This window comes from Novosphingobium sp. ZW T3_23 (assembly GCF_044987305.1).
Lineage (GTDB): Bacteria > Pseudomonadota > Alphaproteobacteria > Sphingomonadales > Sphingomonadaceae > Novosphingobium.
The window spans coordinates 1-19,685 of sequence record NZ_JBJDRF010000060.1; the positions used below are offsets into that span (position 1 = coordinate 1).

Genomic DNA, 19,685 nt, shown 5'->3' on the forward strand with positions numbered 1-19,685 from the left:
AATCGCGCGTCGCATCCGCACCGTGGCGCCGCGCACCAGACTGGTCTTCGTGCAGTATCTCACGCCGCTGCCGCAGCCCGGATCGCTTTGCGCCGCGACGCCCGTGAGTGAGGAACATGCCGCGACCACCCGCCGCATCGGCCAGCGGCTTTCCGAAATCACCGCCCGCGTCGCCCAGGCCTACAACGCCATCGTCGTGGAAATGAACCAGACCTCGGCAGCGCATACGCCCTGCGACACGCTGCCCTGGATGATCGGTTCGCCGGAAGGCTACGACGGCAGTCAGGGCCTGCAATGGCACCTCAACTTCGCAGGAATGCAGGCAACCGCGAACGACATCGCCTGGTCGCTGACACGCAGCGGGGTCAAGGCGCCCACCCCTACGCTCACCTTGCTCCCGCAAACCGTGCAGACCCCTGCCCCGGTCATTGCCCCGCCGCCGCCCCGTCCCGCTGCGGCCACATCCAGGCCGAATGCGTCGAAAGGCACCAGCACTTCGCGGCCGAAACGCTGACCGGAACCGGGCAGCGACCGATGTCGATGCCCGGCTCCTTGCAGCCACAACTGCCTTCGTAACTGCCGCAGCCAAGCAGCGAGTCTCGAAACCGCAATCTCGGCGCGGCATTCCCCCTTCGAAATCACCTGCCCGGACATTCCCTGGCCGGGAACTCGAAGGGCGCAACCATGACAGCCACGATGCCGGACGCGGCCGCGCGCACCACCGCCTGGCCCGCAATCCCATCGCCGCTGCTCTATCTGATTTGCGGGTTCGCACTGCGGCTGCCGATGTTCGGAAAGCCCGCATTTCAGTCGGACGAACAGTTCTATCTGCTCGTCGGCCAGCGCATGGTCGAGGGCGCATTGCCTTTCGTGGACATCTGGGATCGCAAGCCCTTCGGCCTGTTCCTGCTCTATCGCGGCATGGCGGCCCTGCCGTTCGATCCGGTGCAGACATACCAGCTGGTCGGCCTCGTCTTTTCCATCCTGACCGCCCTCGTGATCGAGCGCATGGCGCGGACCATAGCTCCACCGGCCGCAGCGCTGGCCTCGGGGCTGGCCTATCTTCTGTACCAGCCGGTGTTCAACGTGGCGCTTGGCCAGTCGCCGGTTTTCTACAACCTCCCGGTCGCGCTGGCGGCTCTCGTGGTGCTCGGAGCCTTCGGCCGCCCGAACACCCTGACGCTGTTCCCGCGCGGCCTGCTGGCAATGCTGCTCGTGGGCGTGGCATTGCAGATCAAGTACAGCGTCGTCTTCGAAGGAATCGGCTTCGGACTTCTGCTGCTGGCCAGCGGACATCGGCAAGGCTGGCCTCTGCCACGGCTTGCACTGGCAGGCCTCGCCTGGGCGGGCACGGCCCTGGCCCCGACCCTCGCGGTCTGGATCGGCTATGCCCTGCTGGGCCAGGGCGAGGCGTTCGTCCAGGCCAACTTCCTCTCGATCCTTGGCCGCGGCGTCGATCAGGCCGACGCCTTCGCCCAACTGGCAAAGGAGTGCCTGGCCCTCATCCCCTTCGCCCTGGCCACATTGCTAGCACCCCGTCGCCTCGCGCCTCGATATCCGCAGAACCCGGTAATGTTGACCGTCGTCCGCATATGGGCGCTGGTCGCGGTGCTGGGCTTCCTGGCGTTCGGAACCTGGTACGATCACTACCTCGGGCCGGTGCTGGTACCGCTGAGCGTTCTGGCCGCCCCCGCCCTGGGACGCCGCGATTCGGGCGAGCGCTGGTACGCACGGCTGCTGCTGGGTTTCGGGCTCCTCGGGGCACTCGTCGTTCCCGCCTTGCAGATACGCGAACGCGGTACGGCCGAAGATTTCGAGACGGCGAGCGCGGCGGTGAAGCGCGAATTGCACGGCCGATGCCTCTATATCTACGAGGGCGACAGCGCGCTCTATCGAACGACTGGCGCCTGCATACCGACCCGGTTCGCCTATCCCAGCCACCTCAATGCAATGAACGAAGCCGCAGCCCTTGGCGTGGACCCGGTCGCGGAAGTCGGGCGGATTCTTGCCAGCCGCCCCGGCGTGATCGTGCTGTCGGAATCGAGCCGCCCCAATCGGCCCAACGTTGCGACCAAAGCCTTGATACGCAGCGCCCTCGCACGCTCCTATGAGCGCTACGAGGGCGTAGTGATCGGTACGCGAAAGTTCGGCCTCTATCGCCTGAGGCCGTAACCGTCAGCGCGCCTTGGCGATGGAGAAACCGTGCTGCCGCGCGGCGTCCTTGGTCGATTCTTCGGTACGATTGAGCGCCTTGGCGATCTCCTTCAGACCCTTGCCCTTTCCGGCAAGGGTCTGAAGCTTCTGAAGCTCTTCCGGCTTCCAGGGCTGCTTGTGTTTGGCGATCTTGTCGCTCATTCTGCGGCTTCCTTCTTGGCCTTGGCCGGAGCCTTCGCAGGCGCTTTCTTCGCGGCAGGCTTCTTCGCTGCGGGCTTCTTGGCAGCGGGCTTGTCGCCATCGCTCTTGGCAGCGGCCTTTTTCGCCGGAGCCTTCTTGGCGGCTGCCTTCTTCGCGGGGGCCTTCTTCTTCGCGGGCCCCTTGGCGGCCTTTTCGTCGATCAGCGTGATCGCCTGCTCGGCCGTCAGGTCTTCCGGCTTCTGGTCGCGAGGAAGCGTGGCATTTGTGGTGCCATCGGTGACATATGGGCCATAACGGCCCGCCAGCACCTTGATCTCTCCGCCAGAAGTCGGATGAGCGCCCAGAACCTTGATCGGCTCCGCCGCCGCCCGCGATCCGCGACTGCCTGCACCAGCGGCCGCCTCGGCAAGCTTGGTAACGGCCATGTTCATGCCCGTTTCGAACACTTCGGCAGTCGAGCGCAGGCGTGCGTACTTGCCGTTATGGGTCAGATAGGGACCATAACGACCGATGCTGGCCGTGATATCATTGCCCGTTTCCGGATGCGGACCGATGGTGCGCGGCAGGCTCAGCAGCTTGATCGCCCATTCCAGCGTCAGTTCGTCGATATCCTTCGGGATCGAGGCGCGCTTGGCCTCCTTGCCCTCGCCGAGCTGGATATAGGGACCGAACCGGCCCGAACGGCGCACGATCTCAAGCCCGGTTTCCGGATCCTTGCCTAGGCCTTCGTCCTCGCCGCCATCCGCAGCGCCGCCGGGCTGCGCGAACTTGCGGGTGAACTTGCACTCCGGATAGTTCGAGCAGGCGACGAACGCACCATAGCGACCACCGCGCAGCGACAGGCGGCCTTCGCCGCACTTGGGGCAGAGGCGCGGATCGGTGCCGTCAGCCTTGGGCGGGAAGAGGTAGTCGGAAAGGAATTCGTCCAAAGCCTCGGTCACTTCCGAGGGCTTTTTCTCCATGACCTCGTCAGACTTCGGCTTGAAGTCGCGCCAGAAGGCTTCGAGCAAGGCCTTCCATTCCTGGCGCCCGCCGGAAACGTCGTCCAACTCGTCTTCCATGCCCGCGGTAAATTCGTAGGCAACGTAGCGCTGGAAGAAGCGCTCGAGGAACGAGGTGAGAAGTCGGCCCGATTCCTCTGCGAAGAAACGGTTTTTCTCGGTGCGGACGTAGTTGCGATCCTTGATGACCTGGATCGTCGCCGCGTAAGTCGAAGGGCGGCCGATGCCGAGTTCTTCCAGGCGCTTGACCAGGCTCGCTTCCGAGAAGCGCGGCGGCGGCTGGGTAAAGTGCTGCTCGGCGGTGACGCCCTTCTTTGCGGGCATGTCACCCGCCTTCATGAACGGCAGCAGGCCCGAATCGTCATCGTCGGACTTGTTGTCCTGGCCTTCCTCGTAGACGGCCAGGAAGCCCGGGAACTTCACGACCTGGCCGGAGGCGCGCAGTTCGTGCTGGCCGGTGCCGTCGCGCAAGGTCACGGTGGTGCGTTCCAGCGCGGCGGAAGCCATCTGACTGGCCATCGCGCGCTTGAAGATCAGGTCATAGAGACGCGCCTCGTCGCCCGATCCGAACCGGTCCTTGGTGAACTCGGTGGGGCGGATCGCCTCGTGGGCCTCCTGCGCGTTCTTCGCCTTGGTCTGGTAGATGCGCGGCTGCTCGGGCAGGTAGTGGCCCGAGAACCGGTCGGTGATCGCCGCGCGGGCGGCCGAGATCGCGCTCGGGTCCATCTGCACGCCGTCGGTACGCATGTAGGTGATCGCGCCCGCCTCATAGAGGGTCTGCGCCACCCGCATCGTCTGGCTGGCCGAGAAGCCGAGCTTGCGCGCTGCTTCCTGCTGGAGCGTCGAGGTGGTGAACGGCGGCTGCGGATTGCGCTTGTGCGGCTTGGTCTCGACCGATTCGACCTTGAAGGCGCCGCTTTCGACGGCGGCCTTGGCGCGCATCGCGGTGCCTTCCTCGCCGATGCTCAGGCGGTCGAGCTTCTTGCCCTCGAACGCCACCAGCTTGGCAGTGAAGTCGGTGCCGTCATGCGCCATCTGCGCCGCCACCGACCAGTACTCCTGCGGCGTGAACGCCTCGATCTCGCGCTCGCGGTCGACGATCAGGCGCAGCGCCACCGACTGCACGCGGCCGGCCGACTTGGCGCCCGGCAGCTTGCGCCAGAGCACCGGCGAAAGCGTGAAGCCGAACAGGTAGTCCAGCGCGCGACGGGCGAGATAGGCGTCGATCAGGTCCTGATCCAGCTCGCGCGGCTGGGTCATCGCCTTGGTGACGGTGTCCTTGGTGATGGCGTTGAAGGTGACCCGCTGCACGTCCTTGGGCAGCGCCTTGCGCTTGGCCAGCAGCTCGCGCACGTGCCAGGAAATCGCCTCGCCCTCGCGATCAGGGTCAGTCGCGAGAATCAGGCGATCGGCCCCCTTCGCGGCGTCGGTGATTGCCTTCACCTGCTTCTGCTTGTCCCCGTAAAGCTCCCAGTCCATCTCGAAGCCCTCATCGGGTCGGACGGAGCCATCCTTCGGCGGAAGGTCGCGGACATGGCCGTAGCTGGCGAGAACCTTGTAGTCCTTGCCCAGGTACTTCTCGATGGTTTTCGCCTTCGCCGGCGATTCTACGATGACTAGCTGCATTCTTTCAGACTCTGTGTGCCCCTGAGCGACATGCGCCCTGTCTTCGCGCATATACGTGTACGCATAGGGTGGGAAGCGATTGGGGCACTCGTCAAGCGGGTAAGTGCCCGATATTCATTTCGGCCCTGTTTCCGCGCCTGCCCGCCATCGTCCTGCCAGCCATTGTCAGGCCAGACTGACCCTTCCCCCCGCATGCCGCACCAGTCTGCCGCCTATCTCGAGTTCGAGCAGCGCCATCTGAACGGAGGGCGCATTCGTACCCGATTGGCGAATCAGCTCATCCACCGCGATGGGCGCCGTGGTGAGCAGGTGAGCGATCGTGATTTCGGCGCTCTCTTCCAAGGGGGCCTGCGGTTCCGCCGCTTTCCCTTCGGTCTGGAACCGGGATCCGGGCACGCCGTCAAAGCCGGAAAGCAGCTCGATGACGTCTTCAACCGACTGCGCCAGAACCGCGCCGTCGCGGATGAGCTGGTTGCAGCCGTGAGAGCGCGGATCGAGCGGCGATCCCGGCACTGCCATGACCTCGCGCCCTATTTCCCCGGCCAGGCGCGCGGTGATCAGCGAGCCCGATTTCGGCGCGGCCTCCACCACCAGGGTACCTGCGGCCAGGCCCGCTATGATGCGGTTACGGGTGGGAAAGTGGCGCGCGAGCGGCTCGGTTCCGGGCGGTTGTTCGGCCAGGAGCAGGCCTTCGGAGGCGACTCGCTCCTGCAGGGCGGCGTGTTCGGGGGGATAGGCGGTATCGATCCCGCTGGCGATGACGCCGATGGTCGCCCCTCCCGCCAATGCCCCCGTGTGAGCCGCGCCGTCGATACCGCGCGCAAGGCCGGAGACGACGGCGAAGCCGGCCGATGCCAGGCCATGGGCGAATTCCCGTGCGAGCCGCACCGCCGCCGCCGAAGCATTTCGCGCCCCGACGATCGCCACTGCGGGACGAGCGAGGATGGCAAGATCGCCCCGGAACGTGAGGATCGGCGGAGCCCCCTCGCAATGCGCGAGGAGATCGGGATAGTCCGGCGAATCGTGGAAAAGGTAGCGCGCGCCAGCCTTGCGGGTTGCGGCGATCTCGGCCTGTACCCGCTGCTCTGCGGCCGCTTCGTAGGGCCGCCCGGCACGCCCGGCCAGATCGGGAAGCGCATCGAGCGCCGCCCGCGCATCGCCGAAACGCGCGAGCAGCTGCATGTAGGTGATCGGCCCGATGTCAGGCGAACGAAGGAGGCGAATCCTCGCGAAGGCTTCCTGCTGGGAGAGCGGGCTTTCCACCTCTCCCGAGAGTTTCTCCGCTGGTGCCACCCCGTCCCCGCTCACGGCTTCTTGCCGCTCCCCACTTTCGGCTCCGTTCCGGCGCGCAGGCGGGCGAGGTTCTCGCGATGCAGGAACACCACGAGGACGGCGATAAGCGCCAGCACGCCGGCGGCCGTGTTTTCACCGAGCAGCAGTGCGGCAAGCGGCGCAACGATCGCCGCCGTCATTCCGGCGACCGAGGAGATGCGGACGATGAGCAGGAGCCCGACCCAGGTCACGGCATAAGCCAACCCGATCGGCCAGGCGAGACCGAAGGCGATGCCGGCCGTCGTCGCCACCCCCTTGCCCCCCTTGAACCCGAGCCAGACCGGGAAGCAATGGCCGAGAAATGCCCCGAGCGCGGCCAGCCAGATCCATTCCGGAAAGAAGCGGGCAACGATCAGCACGGCGGCCAAGCCCTTGAGCAGATCCAGCAGCAGCGTGGCCGCCGCAAGCCCCTTGCGGCCTGTTCGCAGGACATTGGTCGCGCCGATGTTACCGGACCCGATCGAGCGCAAGTCCCCCGCGCCTGCGATCCGCGTGATCAGCAGGCCGAACGGCACCGAACCAAGGGCATAGCCCAGCAAAAGGGCGAGAATCCAATCCATGACCGCTTCTTAGAGCCTGCGTGAAAATTCGCCAGTGGGGCAATCGGCATGGCCGCATACGATCGCGCCAATCCGGAGCATTCTGTCGGGCTTCAGCGGATTTGTCGCGCCGAATTGCGGCATTGACGATTGCTCTTTGCCGAGGCGAGCGACTAACAGAGAGAGCAAGATCCAGGAAAAAGCGATGTCCTCCCCCCTTCTTCATGCGTCGTCCCCGACTTCGAACAGGCCTGCCCCATTGGACGCAGCCTCGGTCGATCCGGGCGCGCCGATCCTGCTTTTCGATTCGGGCGTGGGCGGGCTTACCGTCCTTGCCGAACTCCGCAAGGTTCTGCCCCAGGCGCCGGTAATCTATGCAGCCGACATGGCCGGGCTGCCATACGGAACCAAGACCGAAGCCCAGATCACCGCGCGCGTGGCCGGTCTCCTCGGTCGCATGACGGAGCGGTTTGCGCCTCGCCTCGTGTGCATCGCTTGCAATACCGCCTCGACGATCGCGCTGGGCATGGTGCGTGAAGTGCTGGAAGTGCCGGTGGTGGGCACGGTTCCCGCGATCAAGCCGGCCGCGGCCATGACCCGGAGCGGCGTTATCGGCCTGCTCGGCACCCAGGCCACCATCCGGCAGGCCTATGTCGATCGCCTGGAACAGGAATTCGCCGCCGACAAGCGCCTCCTGCGTTACGGCGGCCCGGGCCTTGTCGAGGCAGCGGAAGCGAAACTCCGGGGAGAGCCGGTCGATCCCGCCGCCATTGCCCGTGCCGCCGAAGCCCTGCGCGCCATGCCGGGCGGCGAGGATATCGATACGCTGGTTCTGGCATGCACCCACTTCCCCCTGCTTGAGGAAGAGCTGGCGCAGGCTTTCGGCCCTCACGTGCGCTTCGTCCATGGCGCCCAGGGCATTGCCCGGCGCATCGCCCAGTTGACCGAGGGGCAGGAATACGCTCGCCAGCGACCCGACCGCGCGCTATTCACCGGGCCGGGAGAGTTCCCCGGAGCGTACGGCGAAGCGCTGGCGCGTTACGGGTTGCCGGAAGGCGGAAGGTTTTGACGCCAAGATTCAATCTGCTGCTTCTCATTCTGCTGCTGCTTGTCGGCGTACCGCTCTACTGGTTCCAGTTCGACGCCAGTGCGCCCGGCGCCAGGCCCGTTCCGCTCACGATGTCGCGGCTGCGCGAACTGGCCGACGGCCTTCCGGGGCCGGCGCCGGAGGAATTGCGGCAGGAAGTGCTCGGCTATCGGTCCGAGCTTTACAACAGGATCGCTGCGGGGAGCGGCCTTCGCCCCATCAGGCTACCGGTCCGGGCGTTCGAAGCCGTGGTGCCGGGACAGGCGCCGATCCTGATCGATGCCGGCACCACGCCCGCCGAAGCCCGAAAGCGTGACCTTCAGAACTTCGACATCGCCGCGCAGCACCGCGTCGACGGCCGCGCCAGAACTGCGGCGCTGAAGCTGGTGCTGCTGGACCGCCCGTTCCATCGCGGCAATGCCGCGCTGGTTTCGCCGGAGGCCGCACCTCTTCCGGACCTTGACGGCGGCGAGCCGCGCGCGGTCGCTCCGGGCGTCGTGGCCATCCCGCTGGAAGGCCTGCCGGACCGCGCAATGATGGTCTATATGCGCCTGGAGGACGGCCGCGAATTCCTGTTCACCGGAGACGTGGCCACGGTCGATGCCAACTGGGTGGAAGAGCGCCCCCCGGCGCGCACCTTCTCCACTCTCGCCAAAGGCGACGAGCGGCGCAGGACGGTGTCCTGGCTGATGACCATCAAGGCCCTGAAGCGCGCCGCCCCCGCGATGATCGTGGTTTCGGGACATGAGCCCCGCAACGTGCCGGGCATTGCAAGCGGGTTTGCAAAAGATCGATCACTGCCAGCTGGACAAGCGGCTGGCCATGTCCCGAACGATCATGTATTTGGCCGCATCAACGGGTAAAAGCCCAAGGACGGCAAGTCCCTCACAGGCGAACGCAGGAAGTGCCCAGGTGAACTACGAACACATTTTCGATCAAGCGATCGAACGCCTCCATTCGGAAGGCCGCTATCGCGTTTTCATCGACATCCTGCGTAACAAGGGCGCCTATCCTAACGCGCGCTGCTTCGCCGGCCACAATGGGCCCAAGCCGATCACCGTCTGGTGCTCCAACGATTACCTTGCGATGGGCCAGCACCCCAAGGTGATCGAAGCCATGGAAGAGGCGCTGCACGATGTCGGCGCCGGTTCGGGCGGCACCCGCAACATCGGCGGCAACACCCACTACCACATCGAGCTTGAAAGCGAGCTGGCCGACCTCCACGGCAAGGAAGGCGCGCTGCTGTTCACCTCGGGGTACGTCTCGAACGACGCCACGCTGTCCACGCTCGCCAAGCTCCTGCCGGGCTGCGTGATCTTCTCAGACGAGCTGAACCACGCCTCGATGATTGCGGGCATCCGCAATTCGGGCTGCGAGAAGCGGGTCTGGCGCCACAACGACCTCGAACACCTTGAGGAACTGCTGACGGCAACCGATCCGGCCCTGCCCAAGCTGGTGGCCTTCGAGTCGGTCTATTCGATGGACGGAGACGTCGCGCCGATCCACGCGATCTGCGACCTTGCCGAAAAGTACAACGCCCTCACCTATATCGACGAAGTTCACGCGGTAGGCATGTACGGCCCGCGCGGCGGCGGCATCACCGACCGTGACGAAGCCGCGCACCGCATCGACATCATCGAAGGCACGCTGGGCAAGGCGTTCGGCGTGATGGGCGGCTATATCGCGGCCGACCAGAAGGTCATCGACTGCATCCGCTCCTACGCGCCGGGCTTCATCTTCACCACCTCGCTGTCGCCCGTGCTGGTGGCAGGCGTGCTCGCCTCGGTGAAGCACCTCAAGAGTTCCAGCACGGAGCGGGAAGGCCAGCAGCGCTCGGCCGCGCAGATGAAGCAGATGTTCCGTGACGCGGGCCTGCCAGTCATGGATTCCACCACGCACATCGTGCCGCTGATGGTCGGTGATCCGGTCAAGGCCAAGAAGATCAGCGACATCCTGCTCGCGGAATATGGCGCCTATGTGCAGCCGATCAATTTTCCGACGGTGCCGCGCGGCACCGAGCGCCTGCGGTTCACGCCGGGCCCGGCCCATACCGAAGACATGATGCGCAGCCTCACCGAAGCGCTCGTCGAAATCTGGGAACGCCTGGAAATGCGCCTGGCCGCCTGAGCCTTTCGCAGGCCAAACGAAAACTTTCCCGAAGGGCTCCCCGGCAGGCCGGTGGAGCCCTTTTCATTTGCCGGACCGTCCCCAAGTTCACCCGGTCGCCCCCGCATTCCGATGCGCCTCCCCATCCCCCTCGGGGCGACGAGATGACCAGAAGGACTTCCATGGCCAAGCTGTTCGAGCCGATCACCATCGGCAACCTCACCCTCGACAACCGCATCGTCATCGCGCCGATGTGCCAATATTCCGCCGAAAACGGGCGGATGACCGACTGGCACGCGATGCACCTCGGCAACCTTGCGCAGTCCGGTGCCGGCATTCTTACGATCGAGGCTTCCGCCGTCAGTCCCGAAGGCCGCATCTCCTATGCCGACGTCGGCCTGTGGGACGACGAAACCGAGGAGGCCATGGGCACAGTGCTGGAAAGCGTACGCCGCTGGTCCGACATGCCGATCGCCATTCAACTGGCGCACGCCGGTCGCAAGGCCAGCACCGCAAAGCCCTGGGACGGCGGCAAGCAGATAGCGCCGGGCGCCGAGAATGGCTGGCAGACGGTGTCCGCCTCCACCCTCCCCTTCCTGCCGGACGAAAACCCGCCGGAAGCGCTCGACGAAGCGGGGCTTGCGCGCATTCGCGACGCCTTTGCCGATGCTGCCCGCCGGGCAGCCCGCCTCGGCATCGATGCCGTGCAGATCCATGGCGCCCATGGCTACCTGCTCCACCAGTTCCTCTCGCCCCTTTCGAACAAGCGCACCGACCGGTACGGCGGCAGTCTGGAAAACCGCATGCGCTTCCCGCTGGAGGTCTACGACGCCGTGCGCGCCGCCTTCCCGGCGGACAGGCCGGTGACGATGCGCGTGTCGGGCACCGACTGGGCCGAGGGCGGCTGGGACATCGAGCAGACCGTCGCTTTCGCCAAGGCGCTCGAAGCGCGGGGCTGTGCGGCCTATCATGTTTCCAGCGGCGGGCTCGACGCCGGGCAGCAGATTCCGGTCGGCCCGAACTATCAGGTGCCGCTGGCCCGCAAGGTGAAGGAAGCCGTCTCCATGCCGGTGATCGCCGTGGGCCTCATCACCGAGCCCGAACAGGCGGAGGCGATCGTCTCCACTGGCGAGGCAGACATGATCGGCCTTGCCCGCACCGTGCTCTACGATCCGCGCTGGCCCTGGCACGCCGCTGCGGCCCTCGGCGCGCAAGTCAAGGCTGCTCCGCAGTTCCTGCGCTGCCAGCCGCGCGTCTACAAGGAGCTGTTCAAACAGGCGTAAGGGCGTGAAACTGCCGTCGTCCCGGACTTGATCCGGGACCGCTGGCCGTGAACAGCCCACCTTGCGGCTGGGATTCCACGGCGCGAGCTATCGCCTCAAGAACTGCCAGCGGTCCCGGATCAAGTCCGGGACGACGATATCAAAAAAGCCCGCCGGAACCATGTCCCGGCGGGCTTTTCATAACCAATCCGCTTAAATCAGCGCAGCGAGACCACGTTGTCCGAGACGCGCGGATCCTTGCGTTCGCCGGTGTAGAGGCTCGCCATCGGCTCATCCGAGACGTTCAGCACTTCGCCGGTGCCGAAGCCGTTGAACGCGGTACGCATGGCCGCACCGTAGGCGCCGAGCATGCCCACTTCGATCCAGTCGCCCGCCTTGATGTCGGCGGGAAGCATGAACGGGCCTTCCATGAAGTCGGCATCGTCGCAAGTCGGGCCGTAGAACGAGAAGCCCTGGAGATCGTCCGAGCGCTCGCCACCGACGGCAGCCTCGCGCGAGATGCACTTCACCGGGAAGCGCCAGGCGACGTGCGCGGCATCGTAGAGCGCGCCATAGGCGCCCTCGTTGATGTAAAGCTCATCGCCGCGACGCTTCTCGACCTTGACGATCATCGAGCTGTACTCGGCCGATAGCGCACGACCGGGTTCGCACCACAGTTCGGCGTTATAGGCGATCGGCAGCGCTTCGAAGTGGCGGTGGATCACCTGGAAGTAGTCTTCCAGCGGCGGCGGCTCCATGCCCGGATAGACCGAGGGGAAGCCTCCACCGACGTCGATCATGTCGATGACGACACCGGCGTCGGCAATCGCGGCGCGGGCGCGCTCGAGTGCCTGGACGTAGGCGAACGGCGTCATCGCCTGCGAACCGACGTGGAAGCAGACGCCCAGCCAGTCGGCAACCTGACGGGTCGCCTGGAGCAGTTCGCCCGCATCGGCCAGATCCACGCCGAACTTCGAGGCCAGGCTCAGTTCCGAGTATTCGGAAGAGACGCGCAGGCGCACGCAGAGGCGCAGGTCCGTGGCGCGATTGCCATCGGCATCGGTGGTCGCGTCGAGGATCTTCTCGACTTCCTCGATCGTGTCGAGGCTGAAGGTGCGCACGCCGTGTTCGAAATAGGCTTCGCGAATGGCGCTGGCGGTCTTCACCGGGTGCATGAAGCACAGGGTCGCGTCGGGCAGTGCCCCCCGAACCATGCGCACTTCACCGATGGAAGCGACGTCGTAATGCGTGATGCCGTTGGCCCAGAGGATCTTGATGAGATCCGGCGAGGGATTCGCCTTCACCGCATAGAGCGCCTTGCCCGGAAACTTCGTGGCGAAGAAACGGGCCGCGCGCGCAGCAGCGTGCGGGCGGTTCAGGATAACGGGTTCGTCGGGCGCGATTGCGCGCGCTACAGCCGGTGCGTCAAGAAATTCGAGCAACTCAAGGGACCCCCAAACGGAATTGTTAACGACAAGAGCTGCCTTGCGGTTTGGAAGTCCCCATGGGGCAGCGAGGGGCGGGATATAGGGCTCCCAAGCTGAATCGCAAGTGAAAAAAGGTCCGTTTCACAGAAACGTCATATAAGGAATTTGCGCGGATTTTCACCTAGCCTCTCCGTTCATCTTTATCGTCATTTTACAGACGGTTGATCGAAGAATTTCAGCGCAGCCGCACATCCAGAAACGACGACCGGCACCAGCGGGATTCAAGAGGTTAAATGCAGAGGCGCCCCGGCCGGTTCTCTCGATTCGAAGGAACGAGGACCGGGCGGGGCAATCGCGGGACGGGTCGAGCCGAAATCAGCTCAGGCGGCCGCGGAAATCCTCATAATCGAAGCGGCGAATGCATTCGAGCGAGTCCGTTTCCGAGTCCCACAGCCAGATCGAGGGCAGCGGTACGCCGTTGAAGGTCGTGGTCTTGACCATCGAGTAGTGGGCCTGGTCCAGGAAGGCGAAGCGCGCGCCGGCCTCGGCGGGGACGGGCAGCACGTAATCACCGATGACATCGCCCGCGAGGCAGGACGGGCCACCGAGACGCACGGGCTCGCCCTCCCCTTCCTGCTTCTCGCCCAGCATGGCCGGACGATAGGGCGCCTCGATAACATCGGGCATGTGGCAGGTCGCGGAGACGTCCACGATCGCCACCGGCATGCCGTTGAACGACGTATCGAGCACCGTGCCGACGAGAATCCCGGCATCGAGCGCAACCGCCTCGCCCGGTTCGATATAGACTTCGGCGCCGGTGTCTTCCTGAAGGTCGATCAGGAATTCGACGAGTTCGTCGCGCTGATAATCGGAGCGGGTAATGTGGTGGCCGCCGCCCAGGTTGATCCACTTGAGCTGGCCGAAGAAGGGCTCGAGATGATCGAAGGCCTTGTCCCAGGTGCGGCGGAGCGGTTCGAAGTCCTGCTCACACAGGGTGTGCATGTGGATGCCGTCGATCAGCTCGACGTGCTCTTCGGTAAGCTGGTTGATCGGGAAACCCAGCCGCGAATGCGGTGCGCAAGGGTCGTACTTGGGCACTTCGCCCTCGGCATGCATCGGGTTGACGCGCAGGCCGATGTCGAAGTCCTCGCCGCGCGCGCGGGCCGCCTCGATCTGCGCCCAGAAGCGTTCGATCTGCATCGGCGAATTGAAGATCACATGGTCCGAAAGCCGCAGGATCTCATCGAGATCCTGTTCCTTGTAGGCGGCGCAATACGTCGCGATCTCGCCATCGTAGAACTCGGAGGCGAGGCGCGCTTCCCACAGGCCAGACGTGCAGACGCCGTCGAGATACTCTCCGACGATCGGCGCGGTCGACCACATCGAGAACGCCTTCAGCGCGGAAAGCACCTTGGCGCCCGATAGCTCACCGATATCGGCAAGGATGCGCAGGTTGTCGCGCAGCTTCGCGGCATCGACGACAAAGCTGGGGCTGTCGACGCGCGACAGATCGAATTGGGCAAAGGCTCCCGGATCGCCGGCGCGGGTTTCCATGTTCGTTCAGTCCTTTTCGGATGGCTCGCGAAGGGAGCCCAATTTTCTACCAAATGACCTTGGCAAATGGTCCTTGCGCCCGCAGGCTTCAAGAATGTTGGTCAAGCAACACTTCAGGCGAACGGGCCCTTGAAGATGAACCACGCTCCTGCCCCGACCAATGCGAAGCCGACGATCTCGTTCAGGCCCGGTTTCTGGCCGAACAGCACCCAGGCCACCAGCACGAAAGCCATGAGCGACATGGCCTCCTGAAGCACTTTCAACTGCCCCAGCGAATAGACCTGGCTGCCGATGCGATTGGCGGGCACGGCCAGGCAATATTCGAAGAAGGCGATGCCCCAGCTCATGGCGATCGCCACCCACAGCGCCTTGCCCGGCATCTTGAGATGCAGATACCACGCCGTGTTCATGAAGAGATTGGAGCCCGCAAGCATGGCCACGGGCGCAACGAAGGTCCAGTTCATGGCCGCTCAGTCGACGCAGATCGCGGCGACGGCCTTGCCGTTCCTGACTTCGGCATAGCAGCCGTAGAGCCTGTCGTCCGCCTGGCAGGTGCCGCTTGCAGGCTTGTCGGGGGAGACGGCGCCTGCACTGCCCACGCACTTGCCCTGGCACTGCGCGGAATCGGTGCATTGCTTGCCTGCATCGGCATAGGCATGGACGCATTGCTCCATGCCCAGCATGCCACGGCGCTGCACGGTGCCGCCTTCAGCCTCGCAGGCCGCGCGATCCGCCGGAGCCATGTTGCGGCTGTAGCTCTGGTCCTGGCCTTTTTCGCCGCCAGCAGGCTGGGTCGGCGGTTGCGGACCGTCCTGCGGCGCGCAACCGACCAGCGCGAAAGCGCCGAAGGCAGCGACGAGGACGGTCCGCAAGCCGCGCATCAGAACGCCAGCGGTCCGTCGAGTTCCTCGACCGTCCAGGGCAGACCATGCTGGTTCAGCATGTCCATGTAGGGATCGGGATCGAACTGCTCGATGTTGAACACGCCGGCACCGCTCCACTTGCCGGTCAGCAGCATGGCCGCGCCGATCATCGCCGGAACGCCGGTGGTGTAGCTGACGGCCTGGTTGCCGGTTTCGGCATAGGCATCTTCATGGTCGCAGATGTTCTTGATGTAGAACGTCTTTTCGCCGGAACCGTCAAGCGCCTCGCCGGTGGCTATATCGCCGATGTTGGTCTTGCCCTTGGTCGTCGGGCCGAGCGAAGCAGGCTCGGGCAGGACGGCCTTGAGGAACTGGAGCGGGATGATCTCCACACCGTTGTAGATCACCGGGTCGATGCGGGTCATGCCCACGTTCTGGAGCACGGTGAGGTGCTGGATATAGGCATCGCCGAAGGTCATCCAGAAGCGCGCGCGCTCCATCTCGGGGATGAACTTCGCCAGACTTTCCAGTTCCTCGTGGTACATCATGTACATGTTCTTCGGGCCGACGGCCTCGAAGTCGAACTCCACTTTCTTGCCCATGGCGGGGGTCTCGACGAATTCGCCGTTCTCCCAGTGACGGGCAGGCGCGGTGACTTCGCGGATGTTGATTTCCGGGTTGAAGTTCGTCGCGAAGGCCTGGCCATGGTCGCCGCCGTTGCAGTCGAGGATGTCGAGCGTGCGGATGGTCTTGAGCTTGTGCTTCTTGAGCCACATCGCGAAGACCGAGGTCACTCCCGGATCGAAGCCCGAACCGAGCAGCGCGGTGAGGCCCGCTTCCTTGAAGCGCTCCTGATAGGCCCACTGCCAGTGATACTCGAACTTGGCCACGTCCTTGGGCTCGTAGTTCGCGGTGTCCATGTAGTTCACGCCGGTCGCCAGGCATGCGTCCATGATCGCGAGATCCTGGTAGGGCAGCGCGAGGTTGACGACGAGTTCAGGCCCGATCGAGCGGATCAGGGCGCTGGTCGCCGCCACGTCGTCGGCGTCGATCGCATATGTGCTGATCGAGACGCCGGTGCGCTCCTTGACCGAGTCGGCAATCGCCTCGCACTTGGAAACCGTGCGGCTGGCGAGGTGAATGTCCGAGAAGATGTCGGGATTCATCGCCATCTTGTGGACCGCGACCGAACCGACGCCGCCTGCGCCGATCACCAGAACCTTGCTCACCAATCTGTCTCCTTAACGCGATGCTCGCGAACAGCCGCATATAGAGGCCCTGTGTGACAACTCAACTGTGAGGATTTCAGTCCGGGCTCACGCCCGGCAAAAATGGCCGTCCGGCCATTTTTGTGCGGCACCGGCCAGAGTCTTTAGTTGGGTGCGCTCGTCACATCCGTGACGAGCTTGCGGCACCGGCCCACGCCCCCACCCGACCTCCCATCTAGGATACACTGAATGGGAGGTCGGGTGGGGGCGTGGGCCGGTGCCGCACAAAACGGCCGGACGGCCGTTTTGCCGGGCGAGAGCCCGGACAACGACTCTGTCATAATCCGCCATCGTCCCGTCATCGCCCGGTCACCCGCCAGAGGCATTGGAGCCGCACAAGTTTCACACGGCCTCGGGGGACCGCAGAACCATGTCGAATGCCCATCCTGCTTCCAAGCTCATCGAAGGCGCTGTCGTCCGGCAGGAAACGAAGGCGGGAGCCCGCCTGCTCGACAAGGCTTTTGCGCTCGCCTTCAAGGGATTGGTCTATGCGCAGATCTGGGAGGATCCGGTGGCCGATATGGAGGCGCTCCAGATCGGGCCGGACAGCAGGATCATCACGATCGCCAGCGGAAGCTGCAATGCGCTGTCCTATCTCACCGCCGATCCCGCCTCGATCACCTGCGTCGATCTCAACACCGCGCATATCGCGCTGGGGCGCCTGAAGATCGCCGCGATCAGCAACCTCACCGACTATGCCGACTTGCGCCGCTTCATCGCCGAGGCAGACCAGCCCGGCAATGTCGCGACTTACCGCGACCGGCTCGCACCGCACCTCGACGAAGCGACCCGGCGCTACTGGGAAGGCCGTGACCTCGTGGGGCGGCGCCGCATCAAGGGGTTCGCGCGCGGCATCTACAAGCAGGGGCTGCTCGGACATTTCATCGGCGCGGCCCACGTCCTCGCCAGGCTCTACAAGATCGATCCTAGCGAGATCCTCGGTGCCGAGACGCTGGAGGAACAGCGCCGCGTGTTCGACGAGCGCTTCGCCCCGATTTTCGAGCGCAAGCTGGTGCGTTGGCTGACGGACCAGCCTGCCTCGCTGTTCGGCCTGGGCATCCCGCCCGCGCAGTACGATGCGCTGGCGGGCGGCAACCGCATGGCCGACGTGCTGCGCGCGCGGCTTGAAAAGCTCGCCTGCCATTTCCCGCTCAATGACAATTACTTCGCCTGGCAGGCCTTCGGGCGCGGCTATGGCCGGCAGGCGGAAGCGCCGCTGCCGCCTTACCTTCAGGCGGCGAACGTGCCGATGGTGCGCGAACGGCTGGGGCGTCTCAACTTGCGCCATGCCAATTTCACGCAGGTTCTCAAGGAAAGCGCGCAGGCCTCGCTGGACCGCTACATCCTGCTCGACGCGCAGGACTGGATGAGCGACGCCCAGCTTACCGAACTCTGGAGCGAGATCACCCGCACCGCCCGCCCCGGCTCGCGCGTGCTGTTCCGCACTGCCGCCGAACCCACCCTGCTCCCCGGCCGCGTGCCGGAGGAAATCCTCTCCCGCTGGGACTATCGCGAGGCGGAATCGCTGGCGGCAACCCGGGCGGACCGTTCGTCGATCTACGGCGGCGTCCACCTCTACGTGCTGCGCTGAGGCCTTCCGCGATGACCGGAACCGCCGCCGCGCAGGACCATGCCGCGCTGATGGACAAAGTCTATCGCGGCCAGCGCCACATCTACGATTTCACGCGCAAGTACTACCTGTTCGGCCGCGACCGGCTGATCAGGGATCTCGACGCGGCGCCGGGCATGGCGGTGCTGGAAGTGGGCTGCGGCACGGGGCGCAACCTGGAACTGATCGCCGATGCCTGGCCCGGTGTGGAATGCCATGGCTTCGACATCTCCAGCGAGATGCTCAAGAGCGCGGGTGCCCGCCTCGGAACGCGCGCGCAGCTGGCGCAGGGCGATGCGACGCGGTTCGATTCGAGCGTCCTGTTCGGTCGCGGCGGGTTCGACCGGGTCGTGCTGTCCTACACGCTTTCCATGATCCCGGGCTGGCAGGCCGCCCTGGCCCAGGCAGCCGCCGCGCTGAGCCCGGGCGGCGTGCTTCATGCCGTCGATTTCGGCGACCTCTCCGGCCTCCCCTCTCCCTTGCGCGGCGCCTTGCGGGCCTGGCTGGCGAAATTCCACGTCAGCCCCCGGCTCGACCTGCCCTCGGTCGCGGCACGTCTCGCCGGAGAACGGGGCCTCAAGGTCGAGGTTCAGCGTGGGCCACTGGGCTATTACCAGATGGTGCGGCTCGCCCGGTGAGGCTATGCCTCGCCCCATGACATCAAGCCACGATCGCCGTCCGACCCGCGAAGGGGTAGCCCTGGCCGCCCGCAAGGTCGCCGAGATATTGCCGCACACGCCGCTGCTGCCTCTGGAGATCGGTGGCCGCACGATCTGGTGCAAGGCCGAGAGCCTCCAACCGGTGGGCGCATTCAAGATCCGGGGGGCGTGGCATCGCCTCACCGCCTTGAGCGAGGCCGAGCGTGATCGGGGCGTCGTTGGCGTGTCGAGCGGCAATCACGCGCAAGGTGTCGCCTGGGCGGCGCGGCGGCTGGGTATCGCCGCCACCATCGTCATGCCGGTCGATGCGCCTGCAGTGAAGTTGGCCAATACCCGCGCTTTGGGGGCGGAAGTCGTGCTCTATGACCGCCCTGGCGGCGAGGATCGCGACGACGTATCCCGGCGGCTCTGCGAAGAACGCGGCGCTACTCTGGTCCATGCCTATGGCGATCCCTGGATCATCGAGGGCCAAGGCAGCACCGGAATCGAGATCGCCGCGCAGATGGCCGAAATCGGAATGGGCGGTCCCGATCAGATCGTCGCGCCTTGCGGCGGGGGCGGCCTCGCCGCCGGGCTGGCGCTGGCCCTGCCGGATGCGGCGGTAATTCCCGTCGAGCCGGAAGGCTGGGACGATGTCTGCCGCAGCCTCGATGCTGGCGAAATCCGCCGGGTGGCCGCGGACGCGCCGCCCACGGCCTGCGACGCGCTGCAAACTCCCGCAACCTGGCCGATCAATTTCGAGATCCTGAAAGCCCGCTGCCCCTTCGGTCTGGTCGTCACCCCGGCCGAAGTGCGCGCGGCGCAGCGTCTCGCCTTCGCCCGCCTGCGACTCGTCATCGAACCGGGCGGAGCAGCCGCGCTGGCGGCGGTCCTTGCCGGCAAGGTGCGCGTAGCCGATCGTACCGCCGTGGTGCTCTCCGGCGGGAACACCGATGCGGCGGCTTTCGCCTCGGTGCTTCAGGACGATCGCTGATCCTGGCAGTGCCATTTCGGGACG

Annotated in this window: 17 protein-coding genes and 1 pseudogene; 9 read left to right on the forward strand and 9 right to left on the reverse strand. The window is 65.3% G+C overall.

All coding sequences use genetic code 11. From position 1 onward, the window contains the following. Both ACI3K3_RS21610 and ACI3K3_RS21615 read left to right on the forward strand, forming a co-directional pair. A pseudogene (locus ACI3K3_RS21610) lies at window positions 1–514 on the forward strand (SGNH/GDSL hydrolase family protein); the annotation flags it as partial. A 170-nt stretch (window positions 515–684) separates the two neighbouring features. Continuing rightward, window positions 685–2,172, forward strand: a complete 1,488-nt coding sequence (locus tag ACI3K3_RS21615) for an ArnT family glycosyltransferase (protein ID WP_404917485.1) — start codon at window positions 685–687, stop codon at window positions 2,170–2,172. 3 nt (window positions 2,173–2,175) lie between these two features. On the opposite strand, the gene ACI3K3_RS21620 is transcribed toward ACI3K3_RS21615, so the two are convergent. From ACI3K3_RS21620 to plsY, 4 genes are all read right to left on the reverse strand, one after another. After that, complete coding sequence (locus ACI3K3_RS21620) at window positions 2,176–2,355, reverse strand: hypothetical protein (RefSeq protein ID WP_313440627.1); 180 nt, start codon at window positions 2,353–2,355, stop codon at window positions 2,176–2,178. After that, window positions 2,352–4,982: a type I DNA topoisomerase gene (topA, locus tag ACI3K3_RS21625; protein ID WP_404917488.1), complete on the reverse strand. Its 2,631-nt coding sequence runs from the start codon at window positions 4,980–4,982 to the stop codon at window positions 2,352–2,354. The genes ACI3K3_RS21620 and topA overlap by 4 nt, the downstream gene beginning before the upstream one ends. A gap of 165 nt (window positions 4,983–5,147) precedes the next feature. After that, entirely contained in the window at window positions 5,148–6,245 is a 1,098-nt protein-coding gene (dprA, locus tag ACI3K3_RS21630) for a DNA-processing protein DprA (RefSeq protein WP_404917532.1), read from the reverse strand. A 41-nt stretch (window positions 6,246–6,286) separates the two neighbouring features. After that, the gene (plsY, locus tag ACI3K3_RS21635) at window positions 6,287–6,874 is read right to left on the reverse strand and encodes a glycerol-3-phosphate 1-O-acyltransferase PlsY (protein WP_404917490.1); all 588 of its coding nucleotides are present in this window, start codon (window positions 6,872–6,874) and stop codon (window positions 6,287–6,289) included. A 238-nt stretch (window positions 6,875–7,112) separates the two neighbouring features. Between plsY and murI the strand changes: the two genes are divergently transcribed. From murI to ACI3K3_RS21655, 4 genes are all read left to right on the forward strand, one after another. Beyond that, window positions 7,113–7,922, forward strand: coding sequence for a glutamate racemase (murI, locus tag ACI3K3_RS21640; protein WP_404917492.1), 810 nt, complete (start codon window positions 7,113–7,115; stop codon window positions 7,920–7,922). Continuing rightward, complete coding sequence (locus ACI3K3_RS21645; RefSeq protein WP_404917494.1) at window positions 7,919–8,803, forward strand: hypothetical protein; 885 nt, start codon at window positions 7,919–7,921, stop codon at window positions 8,801–8,803. Before murI ends, ACI3K3_RS21645 begins: the two co-directional genes overlap by 4 nt. 49 nt (window positions 8,804–8,852) lie before the next feature. Beyond that, complete coding sequence (gene hemA, locus ACI3K3_RS21650) at window positions 8,853–10,067, forward strand: 5-aminolevulinate synthase (RefSeq protein WP_404917496.1); 1,215 nt, start codon at window positions 8,853–8,855, stop codon at window positions 10,065–10,067. 161 nt (window positions 10,068–10,228) lie between these two features. Continuing rightward, on the forward strand, window positions 10,229–11,329 hold the full coding sequence (locus ACI3K3_RS21655; RefSeq protein ID WP_404917534.1) for an NADH:flavin oxidoreductase/NADH oxidase: 1,101 nt from the start codon (window positions 10,229–10,231) through the stop codon (window positions 11,327–11,329). A 197-nt stretch (window positions 11,330–11,526) separates the two neighbouring features. On the opposite strand, the gene ACI3K3_RS21660 is transcribed toward ACI3K3_RS21655, so the two are convergent. From ACI3K3_RS21660 to ACI3K3_RS21680, 5 genes are all read right to left on the reverse strand, one after another. Further along, complete coding sequence (locus ACI3K3_RS21660) at window positions 11,527–12,750, reverse strand: type III PLP-dependent enzyme (RefSeq protein WP_404917498.1); 1,224 nt, start codon at window positions 12,748–12,750, stop codon at window positions 11,527–11,529. A 360-nt stretch (window positions 12,751–13,110) separates the two neighbouring features. Beyond that, a complete protein-coding gene (locus ACI3K3_RS21665; RefSeq protein WP_404917500.1) occupies window positions 13,111–14,289 on the reverse strand; it encodes a carboxynorspermidine decarboxylase in 1,179 nt (392 codons plus the stop codon). A 113-nt stretch (window positions 14,290–14,402) separates the two neighbouring features. Beyond that, window positions 14,403–14,753, reverse strand: coding sequence for a DMT family protein (locus ACI3K3_RS21670; RefSeq protein ID WP_404917502.1), 351 nt, complete (start codon window positions 14,751–14,753; stop codon window positions 14,403–14,405). Between the two features lie 6 nt (window positions 14,754–14,759). Beyond that, on the reverse strand, window positions 14,760–15,170 hold the full coding sequence (locus tag ACI3K3_RS21675) for a hypothetical protein (protein ID WP_404917504.1): 411 nt from the start codon (window positions 15,168–15,170) through the stop codon (window positions 14,760–14,762). After that, on the reverse strand, window positions 15,170–16,381 hold the full coding sequence (locus tag ACI3K3_RS21680) for a saccharopine dehydrogenase family protein (RefSeq protein WP_313440647.1): 1,212 nt from the start codon (window positions 16,379–16,381) through the stop codon (window positions 15,170–15,172). The genes ACI3K3_RS21675 and ACI3K3_RS21680 overlap by 1 nt, the downstream gene beginning before the upstream one ends. Window positions 16,382–16,790: 409 nt before the next feature. On the opposite strand from ACI3K3_RS21680, the gene ACI3K3_RS21685 reads away from it, so the two are divergent. Genes ACI3K3_RS21685 through ACI3K3_RS21695 form a run of 3 tightly spaced genes read left to right on the forward strand, consistent with a single transcriptional unit; the run spans window position 16,791 to window position 19,661 of the window. Next, the gene (locus ACI3K3_RS21685) at window positions 16,791–18,011 is read left to right on the forward strand and encodes a DUF3419 family protein (RefSeq protein ID WP_404917506.1); all 1,221 of its coding nucleotides are present in this window, start codon (window positions 16,791–16,793) and stop codon (window positions 18,009–18,011) included. Between the two features lie 11 nt (window positions 18,012–18,022). Beyond that, the gene (locus ACI3K3_RS21690; protein WP_404917508.1) at window positions 18,023–18,667 is read left to right on the forward strand and encodes a class I SAM-dependent methyltransferase; all 645 of its coding nucleotides are present in this window, start codon (window positions 18,023–18,025) and stop codon (window positions 18,665–18,667) included. Between the two features lie 16 nt (window positions 18,668–18,683). Further along, a complete protein-coding gene (locus tag ACI3K3_RS21695; protein WP_404917510.1) occupies window positions 18,684–19,661 on the forward strand; it encodes a threonine/serine dehydratase in 978 nt (325 codons plus the stop codon). Window positions 19,662–19,685 lie beyond the last annotated feature (24 nt).

Bases quoted from the DNA above. Each gene is read 5' to 3' on its own strand.
- ACI3K3_RS21615 (WP_404917485.1), top strand. From the start codon at position 685: ATGACAGCCACGATGCCGGACGCGGCCGCGCGCACCACCGCCTGGCCC.
- ACI3K3_RS21620 (WP_313440627.1), bottom strand. From the start codon at position 2,355: ATGAGCGACAAGATCGCCAAACACAAGCAGCCCTGGAAGCCGGAAGAG.
- topA (WP_404917488.1), bottom strand. From the start codon at position 4,982: ATGCAGCTAGTCATCGTAGAATCGCCGGCGAAGGCGAAAACCATCGAG.
- plsY (WP_404917490.1), bottom strand. From the start codon at position 6,874: ATGGATTGGATTCTCGCCCTTTTGCTGGGCTATGCCCTTGGTTCGGTG.
- ACI3K3_RS21655 (WP_404917534.1), top strand. From the start codon at position 10,229: ATGGCCAAGCTGTTCGAGCCGATCACCATCGGCAACCTCACCCTCGAC.
- ACI3K3_RS21665 (WP_404917500.1), bottom strand. From the start codon at position 14,289: ATGGAAACCCGCGCCGGCGATCCGGGAGCCTTTGCCCAATTCGATCTG.
- ACI3K3_RS21670 (WP_404917502.1), bottom strand. From the start codon at position 14,753: ATGAACTGGACCTTCGTTGCGCCCGTGGCCATGCTTGCGGGCTCCAAT.
- ACI3K3_RS21675 (WP_404917504.1), bottom strand. From the start codon at position 15,170: ATGCGCGGCTTGCGGACCGTCCTCGTCGCTGCCTTCGGCGCTTTCGCG.
- ACI3K3_RS21685 (WP_404917506.1), top strand. From the start codon at position 16,791: ATGTCGAATGCCCATCCTGCTTCCAAGCTCATCGAAGGCGCTGTCGTC.
- ACI3K3_RS21690 (WP_404917508.1), top strand. From the start codon at position 18,023: ATGACCGGAACCGCCGCCGCGCAGGACCATGCCGCGCTGATGGACAAA.
- ACI3K3_RS21695 (WP_404917510.1), top strand. From the start codon at position 18,684: ATGACATCAAGCCACGATCGCCGTCCGACCCGCGAAGGGGTAGCCCTG.